This window comes from Streptomyces djakartensis (genome assembly GCF_014651075.1).
GTDB classification, from domain to species: domain Bacteria; phylum Actinomycetota; class Actinomycetes; order Streptomycetales; family Streptomycetaceae; genus Streptomyces; species Streptomyces djakartensis.
Genome location: NZ_BMWE01000020.1, coordinates 25,997 through 38,235 on the forward strand (window position 1 = coordinate 25,997; position 12,239 = coordinate 38,235).

At 69.3% G+C, this 12,239-nt stretch carries 8 protein-coding genes; 6 read left to right on the forward strand and 2 right to left on the reverse strand.

Features of this window, described 5'->3' with window-relative positions; genetic code table 11:
- Positions 1-63: 63 nt before the first annotated feature.
- The 4 genes from IE212_RS27890 (at position 64) to IE212_RS27905 (ending at position 8,797) form a co-directional block, all read left to right on the forward strand.
- Entirely contained in the window at positions 64-2,283 is a 2,220-nt protein-coding gene (locus IE212_RS27890; protein WP_190200736.1) for an N-6 DNA methylase, read from the forward strand.
- Between the two features lie 105 nt (positions 2,284-2,388).
- A complete protein-coding gene (locus IE212_RS27895) occupies positions 2,389-4,380 on the forward strand; it encodes a type I restriction-modification system subunit M (RefSeq protein ID WP_190200737.1) in 1,992 nt (663 codons plus the stop codon).
- Complete coding sequence (locus IE212_RS27900; protein ID WP_190200738.1) at positions 4,377-5,618, forward strand: restriction endonuclease subunit S; 1,242 nt, start codon at positions 4,377-4,379, stop codon at positions 5,616-5,618. The genes IE212_RS27895 and IE212_RS27900 overlap by 4 nt, the downstream gene beginning before the upstream one ends.
- The gene (locus tag IE212_RS27905) at positions 5,615-8,797 is read left to right on the forward strand and encodes a type I restriction endonuclease subunit R (RefSeq protein ID WP_190200739.1); all 3,183 of its coding nucleotides are present in this window, start codon (positions 5,615-5,617) and stop codon (positions 8,795-8,797) included. The genes IE212_RS27900 and IE212_RS27905 overlap by 4 nt, the downstream gene beginning before the upstream one ends.
- Before the next feature lie 61 nt (positions 8,798-8,858).
- Here IE212_RS27905 and IE212_RS27910 read toward each other — a convergent pair whose 3' ends face one another.
- Entirely contained in the window at positions 8,859-9,065 is a 207-nt protein-coding gene (locus IE212_RS27910; protein WP_190200740.1) for a DUF397 domain-containing protein, read from the reverse strand.
- On the reverse strand, positions 9,062-9,904 hold the full coding sequence (locus IE212_RS27915; RefSeq protein WP_190200741.1) for a helix-turn-helix domain-containing protein: 843 nt from the start codon (positions 9,902-9,904) through the stop codon (positions 9,062-9,064). Before IE212_RS27915 ends, IE212_RS27910 begins: the two co-directional genes overlap by 4 nt.
- Before the next feature lie 121 nt (positions 9,905-10,025).
- Between IE212_RS27915 and IE212_RS27920 the strand changes: the two genes are divergently transcribed.
- Both IE212_RS27920 and IE212_RS27925 read left to right on the forward strand, forming a co-directional pair.
- Entirely contained in the window at positions 10,026-10,469 is a 444-nt protein-coding gene (locus IE212_RS27920) for an ATP-binding protein (RefSeq protein ID WP_229864624.1), read from the forward strand.
- A gap of 128 nt (positions 10,470-10,597) precedes the next feature.
- Entirely contained in the window at positions 10,598-12,211 is a 1,614-nt protein-coding gene (locus IE212_RS27925) for a serine/threonine-protein kinase (RefSeq protein ID WP_190200742.1), read from the forward strand.
- Positions 12,212-12,239: the final 28 nt, after the last annotated feature.

Genomic DNA, 12,239 nt, shown 5'->3' on the forward strand with positions numbered 1-12,239 from the left:
ACAGATTTGACGGACGTTGTAGGTTGTTTACTGTTCACTCCAGAGAGGCTCAGGACTCCCGCCATGCCCCAGTCATCCGCGCAGGTGACCGCCGCCGAGATCTCCCGCATCGCGGGGGTCACGCGCGCCACGGTCAGCAACTGGCGCCGTCGGCACGAGGACTTCCCCGCGCCGTCCGGCGGCACGGAGAGCAGCCCGCTGTACGACCTCGAGTCCGTGCGGGCCTGGCTGTCCGCGCGCGGGCACGTCTCGGCGGCGAGCCCGTCGGAGGAGCTCCGTACGACGCTGCGTCTGCGCGCGCAGAGCGGTGGGAGCGGCGTGTCGGAGGGCCTGCTGCTCCTGGTCCTCGCGGCGGCGGGTCACTCACCGGAGGAACTGACGGCCGTAACGGAGTCGTCGGACGCGGATCTCGTCGCGCACGCGCAGCGTGACGCCGTCACCGCGGCCGACGCCGTGCCGGCCGCCGGTCCCGTCCGTTTCGGTGCGGGCGACGCGGCGGTGCTGCGCGCGTTGTACGCGTGTGTACGTGACGAGGGGGGCCAGGCCGCGTTGGGCGTGCTCGCGGAGCGGGAGCTGGAGGACAGCGCCGCGTCCGGCGCGTACCTGACCCCCGCGCCGCTCGCGGACCTGCTGGCCCGCCTGGTTCCGGGGTCTCCGTCGAGCGTCCTCGACCCGGCCTGCGGCGGCGGCACGTTGCTCGCGGCGGCCGCGCGTCAGGGCGCGCGTGAACTGTACGGCCAGGACACCCTGCCCGTGCAGGCGCTGCGCAGCTCCGTGAGTCTGATGCTGACAGCTCCGGAGGCCGCGGTCAGCGTGCGCGCCGCCGACAGCCTCCGCGCGGACGCCTTCCCCGACCTGCTCGCCGACGCGGTGCTGTGCAACCCGCCGTACGGCGTGCGCGACTGGGGCCACGACGAGCTGGCGTACGACCCGCGCTGGGCGTACGGCGTCCCGGCGCGCGCCGAGTCGGAGCTGGCGTGGGTGCAGCACGCGCTCGCCCATCTCGCGCCCGGTGGTTACGCGGCGCTGCTCCTGCCGCCGGCCACGGCCGGGCGGGCGTCGGGGCGGCGCGTGCGGGCGGAACTGGTGCGCAGCGGGGCCCTGCGCGCGGTGATCGCGCTACCGGCCGGCGCGTCGGTGCCGCTGCACGTCGGGCTCCAGGTGTGGGTGCTGCAACGGCCCGAACCGGGCGGCCCGGAGCGCAAGTCGGTGCTGTTCGTTGACACGGCGGCGGACGCGGCGACGGGTACGGCGACGGCGGCCGGGCGAGGTGGAACGGCGGTGACCGCGCGGGCGCGGGGCGGGGGCCGGTCCTCGTCCGTGGACTGGGAGGGCGTCACAGGGCGCGCCCTGGGCGCGTGGCGGGCGTTCACGGAGAACCCGGACGCCTTCGAGGGCGAACCCGGTGTCGCGCACGCGGTCGGTGTGGTGGATCTGCTGGACGACGTGGTCGATCTGACCCCGGCGCGGCTCGTGCGGGCGTCGCGGGCCGAGGTCGACCCGGCGGAGCTGTCGGCCGGGCTCGACACCGCGCGCCGCGGCCTCGTCGGCGCCGCGCGGTCCCTCGCGCGGACGGCGGGCCGGGAGGGCTGGAGCGCCGCGGGCGCCTCGGCCCGGGAGTGGCGGACGGCTACGGCCTCCGACCTCGCGCGCGGCGGGGCACTCACCCTGCTGCGGTCCCTGCCGGAGGGCGCGCGGGGCCGCGCGGACGGCGGCGGGAGCGGGAGCGGGCAGCGGCCGGACACGGCCCGCGCGGTGCTCACCGGCTCGGACATCGCACGCGGGTCTGGTCCTACGGGCGACCCGGCGGAGCTGCCCGGCCACACGGCGCCCGTGATCGCCCTCGGGGACGTCCTCGTACGGGCGGTCGCCAGCGAGGACGGTTCGATGGCCAGGGTCGCGGACGAGGAGGACGCCGGCGCGCTGCTCGGGCTTCACGTCCATCTCTTCCGGCCGGACCCGGCGCGCCTGGACGCCTGGTTCCTCGCCGGGTTCCTGGGCGCGGAGGAGAACATCGCGGCCGCGTCGACGGGCAGCACGGTCCTGACGGTCAGCCCGGGCCGGCTGCGCGTGCCGCTGCTGCCGCTGGAGGAGCAGCGGCGGTACGGGGAGGCGTTCCGGCACGTGCACGAGCTCCGGGCGCAGGCGCGGCGGGCGACCCTGCTGGCGGAGGAGACGGCGCGGCTGCTGGCGGGCGGGCTCACGGGCGGGCAGTTGCTGCCGGCAGGGGAGGCGGCGGAGGGGGACGCGGTACGCGGCCGGGGTGACGATTCGCCCCATTAGGCACGCGGCGCCTCACACATAGACCACACTTGTCGGACCGTCCCGGTCGGCTGATCGGCCCGGGCGGTGGGGTTGGGACATTGCGGAAGGAATCCGGGGATCCAGTTGAACAGCAGTAAGCACACGGAGTTGGCGAACCACGCGTGGTCCGTCGCCGACCTCCTGCGGGGGGACTACAAGCAGTCCGACTACGGCAAGGTCATCCTGCCGTTCACGGTGCTGCGGCGACTGGAGTGCGTGCTGGAGCCGACCCGCGAGAAGGTCGCGGAGATCGCGGAGCAGCACAAGGACAGCGGCATCGACCCGGACCGCTTCCTGCGGCGGGCCTCGGGCCACTCCTTCTACAACCGTTCCAGCCTGACCCTGAAGAAGATCGCCGCGGACCCGCAGAACGCGGCGCAGAACCTCCAGGTGTACGTGGGGGCGTTCTCCGATAACGCGCGGGGCGTGCTGGAACGCTTCGAGTTCGCGCAGCAGATCAAGCGGCTGGACGCGGCCGGGCTGCTCTACCAGGTCATGGGCAAGTTCACGGACCTGGACCTGCGTCCCGAGGTCGTGCCCAATCACAACATGGGCTACATCTTCGAGGAGCTGATCCGCCGCTTCGCGGAGCAGTCCAACGAGACGGCCGGTGAGCACTTCACGCCGCGCGAGGTCATCCAGCTGATGGTACGGCTGCTGGTCGCCCCGGACGGCGACGCGTTGCAGCTCCCGGGCGCGGTACGCACGGTCCTCGACCCGGCCTGCGGCACGGGCGGCATGCTCTCCGCGATGGACGACCTCATCAAGGACCTCAACCCGGACGCCACGGTCGAGGTCTACGGGCAGGAACTCAACCCCGAGTCCTGGGCGATCTGCCGGTCCGACCTGATGATCAAGGGCCAGGACCCGGAGAACATCGCCTTCGGCAACTCCTTCTCCGACGACGGCCACGCCCGCAAGTCCTTCGACTACATGCTGGCCAACCCGCCGTTCGGCGTGGAGTGGAAGAAGGTCAAGGACGAGGTCGAGCAGGAGCACAAGACGCTGGGCGAGGCCGGCCGCTTCGGGGCGGGGCTGCCGCGTATCAACGACGGGTCGCTGCTGTTCCTGCAGCACATGATCTCGAAGATGAAGCCGGTGGATGTGAACGGCGGGGGCGGCTCGCGGCTCGCGATCGTCTTCAACGGCTCGCCGCTGTTCACGGGTGCGGCGGGCTCGGGCGAATCGGAGATCCGCCGCTGGATCCTGGAGAACGACTGGCTGGAGGGCATCGTCGCCCTGCCGGACCAGCTCTTCTACAACACCGGCATCTCGACGTACTTCTGGATCCTGACGAACAGGAAGAGCCCGGACCACAAGGGCAAGGTCGTGCTGCTGGACGCGCGCGACCAGTGGCAGAAGATACGGAAGTCGCTCGGCGACAAGCGCAAGCAGCTGGGCTCGGACCACATCGCGACGGTGGTCAAGCTGTACGGCGAGGCGCTGGCCGTGGTGGACGACCCGGAGCACCCGCTGCACGGCAAGGTGAAGGTCTTCCGCAACGAGGACTTCGGCTACCAGCGGATCACGGTAGAGCGGCCGTTGCGGCTGCGGTTTGAGGTGACGGAGGAGGCGCTGGCGGCGCTGGAGGTGTCCAAGGCGATCCAGAAGCTGCCGCAGGCGCCGGTTCTGGCGGACGCGTTCAAGTCCCTGATGGGCGCGAGCTGGGGCACGAAGCAGGAAGCTTGGCTCGCGCTGAAGGACGCGGTGGTGCAGGCCGGCGGGACGTGGCCCACGGGGGCGCCGTTCAACAAGGCACTGCGGGATGTCATCGGGGTGCGGGATCCGGAGGGCGAGGTGCAGCTCGTCAAGGGGCAGCCGGAGCCGGATGGGGAGCTTCGGGACTACGAGAACGTGCCGTTGGGTGAAAGCGTCGAGGAGTACCTGATGCGCGAGGTTCACCCGCATGTGCCGGATGCGTGGATCGACAGCAGTAAGACGAAGATCGGGTACGAGATTCCGTTCACTCGGCACTTCTATGTGTACGAGCCGCCTCGGCCGTTGGCGGAGATCGACGCGGAGCTGAAGGCGCTGGAGGCGGAGATTCAGGAGCTTCTTAAGGAAGTGACGGAGTGACCTGGAAGGAGACGCGGCTGAAGCACCTGTGCGTCGACTCGGGACAGTACGGCCTGAACGTCGCCGCCGAGAGTTACTCGGCAACCGGAACCCGCCTCATAAGGACTTCCGACATCGCTGCCGACGGCACCCTGAGGGACCCCGAGTCCGGGGTGCATGTCGACATGGCCATCGAGGCCCGGCACCAATTGCTCCCGGGGGACATCCTGTTGTCTCGCAGCGGCACCCTGGGGCGCTCATTCCTCGTTCCGGAGCAGGCGCAGGGACACACGTTCGCTGGGTTTCTCATCCGGTTCCGCCCTAAACCGGAAGTGGAAGCCCGCTTCCTCAACTACACGACACAGTCCGCCAGATTCCAAGGAACGGTGCATTCCGAGGCCGTCGCCTCCACCATCCAGAACTTCAACGCCGACCGCTACGCCAACATCTCGATGCGCGTCCCTCCTCCCGAGCAGCAGCGCCGCATTGCCGACTTCCTCGACGCCGAGACCGCCCGCATCGACGCTGTGTCCCAGCGCTTCCGTCGACTCACCGATCTCGCTCAAGAGCGTGTCCGGGCTGTGGTCGACGACGCCTTCGCCGAATATCAGGTGGACTCTCGCGTTCCGGTGTCGGCTGTCTGCCGTGCCATCGTCGACTGCGTCAACAAGACGGCTCCGGTGTCAGCCGAGACTACCCCGTACAAGATGATCAGAACCTCCAACATCCGAAACGGCGAGGTGGACCTGACCGACGCCTTCTGCGTTGAGAAGGATGTCTTCATCGAGTGGAACCGACGTGGCGCTCCTCGCCCCGGGGATGTTCTCTTCACCCGTGAAGCCCCATTGGGTCAGGTTGGAATGCTACGCGGGGATGAAAATGTCTTCCTCGGGCAGCGCATCATGCTCTATCGGGCCAACGAGTCGCGCATCAGGAAGGAACTCCTTCTTTTCAACTTCCTGAGTTCTCACATGAACCGCCAGCTACGTCTACTCGGAGCCGGATCACTCCACGAGCACATGCGCGTCGGAGACGGCCTCAAGCTTCAGGTCTTCTGCCCGCCGCTAGAACAGCAGGATGCGCTGGTCACTCAGATCCAAGGAGGCCGCGATGACGGCCTCCAGCTCGTCAACCTTGCGAAGAGACAGCTCGCCCTGCTCAGCGAGCGCCGCCAAGCGCTCATTACCGCCGCCGTAACCGGTCAGTTCGACGTAACCACCGCCAGCGGACGCAACGTAACCGAAGGAGTAACCGTATGAGCCCCGTGCACGACGAGTCCTCCTTCGGGTCTGCCATAGTCGCCGCCCTCTGCGAGCGAGGCTGGCGCGAGGCGAACGCCGAGGACTACCAAGCCGACCTCGGGCTCGACACCAACGAGCTGTTCACCTTCATCGGCGCGACCCAGCCCGACGAGTGGAACGAACTGCTCGCCGTCTACGGCCGCAACGCCAACGAGGCACAGCGCGGTTTCGCTCAGCGGCTCGACCGGGCCATCGCCGATGACGGGCTGCTCCACGTTCTCCGCAACGGCGTCAAGGACCGCGGCGTCCGTCTCCGCGTCGCCTACTTCAAGCCCAACCTCATTTCCGCCGACTCCGTCCTCAACGGCTACCGCGCCAACCGCCTCACCGTCGTCCGGGAACTCCCCTACGCCACCAAGCAGGCCGACTGGGGCCACCGGCTCGACCTCACCCTGTTCCTCAACGGCATACCGGTCGCCACGGCCGAGTTGAAGAACCCTCTCACCGGACAGGGCGTCGAGCAGGCCAAGGAGCAGTACCGGACCGACCGGGACCCGACCGAGCTGATCTTCACGCGGCGCGTGATCGCGAACTTCGCCGTCGACCCGGACCTGGTCTTCGTCACCACGCAACTGCGCGGCAAGAGCACCCAGTTTCTGCCCTTCAACACCGGCTCGAACGGCCCCGGCCAGCCCGGCGGGGCAGGAAACCCGGCATCCACCACCCCATTCCAGCACTCCACGTCCTACCTCTGGGAACAGGTCTGGCAGCGGGACAACTGGCTCGACCTCCTCCAGCGCTTCGTGCACCAGCAGAAGGAAAAGACACCCGGCGGCGGCACCACCAAGAAGACGATCTTCCCCCGCTTCCACCAGTGGGACGTGGTCCGGAAGCTCACCGCGCACGCGTCCGTCCACGGCGCCGGCCAGAACTACCTGGTGATGGCCTCCGCCGGGTCCGGCAAGTCGAACACCATCGGCTGGCTGGCCCACCGCCTCAGCGACCTGCACGCCCGCACCGACCCGGCCGTTCTCAGGCCCGACGCTCTCGCCGACGGCCGCATCAAGCCCGGCGAGCCCGTCTTCGACAAGGTCATCGTCATCACCGACCGCCGCGCCCTGGACGCGCAGCTCTCGGCGACGGTCGGCAGCTTCTCGCAGACGGACGGCCTGGTCGTGAAGGTCGACGAGAAGCACGGCGCGAAGAGCGAGCAGCTCGCCCGTGCGCTCTCCCGGGACACCGGCAAGATCGTCACCGTCACTCTGCACTCGTTCCCGGCGCTGCTGGACTACATCAAGCGCAACCCCACCGAGATCAAGGGCACCCGCTTCGCGATCATCGTCGACGAGGCGCATTCCTCCCAGTCCGGCGACGCCGCCACCGCCGTGAAGTCCGCCCTGCGCGACCTCGGCCTGGACGCCGACTCGGACGACGAGGGCGCGACCACGGTCACCGTGGACGACCAGCTGAAGGCGAAGGCCGTGGCGCGCTCCCGTGCCGCCAACCTCTCCTACTTCGCCTTCACCGCCACGCCCAAGTCCAAGACGCTCGAACTCTTCGGCACGGAAGGCGTGGAGAACGGCAAGACCGTCTACCGGCCCTTCCACACCTACTCCATGCGCCAGGCCATCGAGGAAGGCTTCATTCTCGACCCGCTGCGCAACTACGTCACCTACAACACCTACTGGAAGCTCGCCAACCTCAACCGCGACGAGAAGGAGGTCGACCCCTCCAAGGCGAACAGCCATCTCGCCCGGTTCGCCCTCATGCACGAACACACCGTGTCCCAGCACGCCACGGTGATCGTCGAGCACTTCCTCGCCCACACCCGCGGCCGGCTCGGCGGACGAGCGAAGGCGATGGTGGTTACCGCCTCCCGCCACTCCGCCGTGCAGATGGCCCGCGCCATCCGCAGCTACATCAAGGACCGGGAGTACGACACCAAGTACCCGGACCTTGGTGTGCTGGTCGCGATCTCCGGCACCCTCACCATCGACGGCGAGGAGACCACCGAGGTCAAGGAGAACGGCGGCCTCTCCGAGAACGCGCTGCCCAAGGCGTTCGCCTACACCCGCGCCGACGACAAGGCCGCGAAGGCCGGCGGCAAGGGGCAGCAGGAGTACCGCATCCTGGTCGTCGCGGAGAAGTACCAGACGGGCTTCGACCAGCCGCTCCTGACGACGATGTACGTCAACAAGACGCTGACCGGCATCGCGGCCGTCCAGACCCTCTCCCGCCTCAACCGCACCGCCGAGCGCAAGTCCCAGGCCGACCTCGCCGTCCTGGACTTCGTCAACGAGGCCGAGGACATCCGGGACGCCTTCCGCCCCTACTTCGAGGAGGCGCACACCCTCCCCACCGACCCCAACCTCCTCTACACGGCCCAGAGCCGCGTCATGTCCGCGCCGATCATCTCGGAGCAGGACATGGACGAGTTCGCCGCCGCGTACTTCGAGGCGCAGGAGAAGGCCGGCGGCTCGCAGTCCAAGTGGGAGAAGCTGCACGCCGAGCTGTACCGGCTCCTCTCCCCCGCCGTCACCCGCTTTGCCGCCCTGCTGGAGAGCGAGGAGGAGGATGACGTCGAGACCGCCGAGGAGTTCCGGGCCCACCTCAACGACTACGTCCGTAAGTACGGCTTCCTCGCGCAGATCGTGCCGTACCGGGACGCCGAGTTGGAGCGGCTGTACCTGTACGGGCGTTACCTGCTCAACCGGCTCCCGCGCCTCGCGGATGGCGGCGTCGACATAGGTGAGGTCGACCTGAGTCACCTGCGCGTGGAGAAGACCGGCGAGCACGACGTGTCCCTCAACCCTGAGGGCCCCGCCGAGCTCAAGGGGTTCGGCGACGGGGTCGGCGGTGCGAAGGACGCCGAGAAGTCACTGCTGTCCGAGCTGATCGAGAAGTTCAACGCCAAGTTCGGCACGGAGTTCACCGAGGAGGACGTCCTCCCGGCCTTCAACGCCACGAAGAAGGACCCGAAGGTGCGGGCCGCCGCCCTCGTCAACGACGAGGAGAACTTCGGCATCGTCTTCGACAAGAAGTTCGAGGAGAACATGATGGACCATGTCTCCACGATCGACACCCTCGGCAAGCGCTACTTCGGTACGGACCGGGACTTCAAGTCCAACCTCGACCGCAGCGCCCGCCGCGCGGCCTGGCGGATGATCCGCCGGGAGGAAGGGCTGGACGACATCTGACGCGAGTGGGGCCCCGTGCGAGTGCATCGCACCGGGCCCTGTTCGTCGTACGTCCGCCGGTTCAGCGCTCGACGGCCATCCGCACGAAGCCACTCCATGCTTCAAGGTCGAATACGAGCCTGGCCCCTGCGGACTGCTTCGAGTCACGGACGAGGACCGCATCGGAGGCTGCGGCGACCTCCACGCACTCCCCACCTTCCCCGCTGCTGTAGCTGCTCTTGAACCAAGCTGATTCGGGAACGGTCAGCTCACTCACTCGATGGGTCATCTCTCTCCCAGGAGTCCCTCGACGAAGGCCAGCGACTCGCGTGGAGTCAGGGCCTGAGCCCGCAGGATGCCGTACTGCTCCTCAGCATCCCGCACTTCTGCACGGTCGGTGTAGAGGCGGCTGGTCCGCTGTACCTCCACGTACGCCATCCTCCGTCCGTCCTTGTTCTCGATCAAGGTGAACGGCCCGCCCAGACCGCAGTGCTCGGCCGCCTCGGTGGGCATGACTTGGATCTCCACGTTCCTGAGCTGTCCGTACCACAGGATCTGCTCCAACTGTCCCCGCAGCACCGATCGCCCGCCGATCGGCCGACGCAGAACGGACTCCTCGATCACAAAGCTCAGCGTGGCGAGTGGTCGACGCGAGAAGATCTGTTGTCTCTCCAGCCGAGCCCCAATGCGTTGCTCGACAACTTCGTCATCAAGAAGCGGGCGCCGCATGGTGAAGACCGCACGCGCATAGTCCTCTGTCTGCAACAGGCCTGGTACGGCCAAGGCGCCGTACACATGAAGGGCGATCGCCCCAGCCTCCAACCGAGCCATGTCCCGGAAGAACGCCGGATACTGAGCCTTCTCCACCTCCTCCTTCAGTGCTGTGAGGACCCCACCCACCCCCAGCACCTCATCCGCCTTCTCGATGAACTGAGGCTTGGGGATCCGCCTGCCCTGCTCGATCGACGCCACCGTGTCCGCCGAGTAGCCGAGCCGCTTGCCGAACTCAGCCCGCTCCAGCCCCGCCCGCGTCCGCAGCAGCTTCAACTGGCGCCCGAACGCCGTCACCACGCCCGTCCCCGGTTCGTCCTCCGGCCGCTGCTGCTGCCCGTCGCTCACCTCGGTCATCGCCTTGCCGCCTCTCCCCCGCGTACCGACCCGTACAGCGCCCGCGCCCGCCTCGTACAAAGGCCCGTAAGCGGCGCGTCACCACTGGTCACGCTAGGCCACCGCACGCCACCGTGAGTACATGACCGCAACACAATCACCCGTCACGGTGCACCAATTCACGATGCGCTTCAGCTCCACCCCGCGAGGTGCCCGTCTCGCCCGCCGCATGTGCGAGCACTGCCTCGACGCATGGGGCGTCCCGTACGACAGCGAGGCCCACGACGCGATCACGCTCGTGGCCGCGGAGCTGTGCGCCAACGCCGTACAGCACGGGCACGTCGCGGGACGGGACTTCCAGGTGCACCTGACGGCCTCCCCGCCGACCCGCACCGTACGGATCGAGGTCACCGACACCCGTGGGGAGAGCCTCCCACTCCTCCCCACCGTCCCTTCACCCGACGGCGAGGGCGGGCGCGGTCTGCTGCTGGTGGCGGCGCTGGCCGACCGCTGGGGCTGTTCGCCCCGCGCCGGGGGCGGGCCCGGCAAGACCGTCTGGGCGGAGTGCACCGCTTACCCCGCCTGACCTGATCACGCAACCGGACCCACGCAGGTTGGACGCGATCGCCCTCACCCGGAAGACTGATCCCGGACCACATCGAACACCTCTGAAGAAGTCTTCGGAAACTCGACGCGGGCGGGGGCCAGGGCCAGGTGCCGGACGGACGACGGATCGCAGGGCGCTACGAGCTGCTGGAGCAGTTCAGTCGCGGTGGCATGGGGGACGTATGGCGCGGCTACGACGCCGTGCTGGACCGTCCGGTCGCCGTGAAGCTGATCCGCCCGCAGGCCGTGACGTCGCCGCACCTGGCGGAGGAGTTCGAGAAGCGGTTCCGGCGCGAGGCGCGGGTCACCGCGCGCATCCAGCATCCGGGCGTGCCCCAGGTGTTCGACGCGGTGCTCGACGAGTCGTACGAGCAGTTGTTCCTGGTGATGGAACTGGTCGACGGCGTGCCGCTGACCGCGTACGTGCGCCCGGACCGGCCGCCACTCCCCGTCAGCTGGGCGGTGGCCGTGGCGGCGCAGGTGGCGACCGTGCTGTCGTACGCGCACGACGTGCCCGTCGTCCACCGTGACCTGAAGCCGGGCAACATCCTCGTCGCCCGGGACGGCACGGTGAAGGTGCTGGACTTCGGCATCGCGGCGATCCTGCGCACGGACGTCACCAAGCTGACCGCGACGGGCAGTCCGATCGGGACGCACCAGTACATGGCGCCGGAGCAGGTGCGCGGCGGGCGGGTCACGCCGCGCACCGACCTGTACGCGCTCGGCTGTGTGCTGTACGAACTGCTGTGCGCGCGGCCGCTGTTCAGCGGCGACAGCGAGTGGCAGCTGATGATGCAGCACGTCAGCGCGGCCCCGGTGCCGCTGCGCGGGCTGCGGGCCGACGTACCGGAGGCCCTGGAGGACCTCGTCCTGCACCTGCTGCGCAAGGCGCCCGAGGCGCGCCCGGCGGACGTGCAGGAGGTGTACGAGCGGCTGCGGCCCTTCCTGCCGGTGCCCGGCGAGGAGTCCGAACCCGAGGTGGCGGGGCTCGCCGGGGCACCCGACCCGACCGGCATCTTCCGGCGCCCCTACGCGCCCCGTTCACGCACCGGCACCGGAAGCGCGCAGGCGCCCGTGTCCGCCGCCGGACCGGACGCGGCGCCGGCCGTCGTCCCCGCGGCCGAGCGGGAGGCACTGAGGGAGCAGCTCCGCGAGGTGCGCGCTCACTACCTGGCCCTGATGGAGGAGGAGCGTTACGCGCAGGCCGCCGAGGTGGTGGGCGAGATGATCGAACCGGCCGCGCGGGCTCTCGGCTCGGAGAACAAGGCCGTTCTGCGGCTGCGTACGCGGCAGGCGGTGAGCCGTCAGCTGGCGGGCGACCACCGGGCCGCGCTGCCGGAATTCGAGGCGCTGGCTGACGCCTACGCACGGGTGAGCGGCCGGAGCAGCGAGGAGGCCCTGGAGTGCCGGGCGCAGGCGGCGCGCTGCCGTGGCGAACTCGGCCAGGTGACCGAGGCGCTGGCCGGGCTGCACGGCGTGCTCGACGCCGTCCGCGCCGTCGACGGCGACGTGAGCGAGAACGCGGTGGAGCTGCGCCGGGACATCGGCATGTTGCTGCTCGCACAGCAGCGGGCCGCCGACGCCTTCGCCGTCCTGGAGCCACTGCACGCGGACCTGTGCGTGGTGTACGGCCCCGACGACGAACTCACCGCCGAGGTCGCCGAGACGCTGGCCGTGATCCGTCTGGATCTCGACGGTGGCGGCGCCGGTTCCCCTCCCTGACCTGCCGCTTCCTCGCACCGCAGCCCGC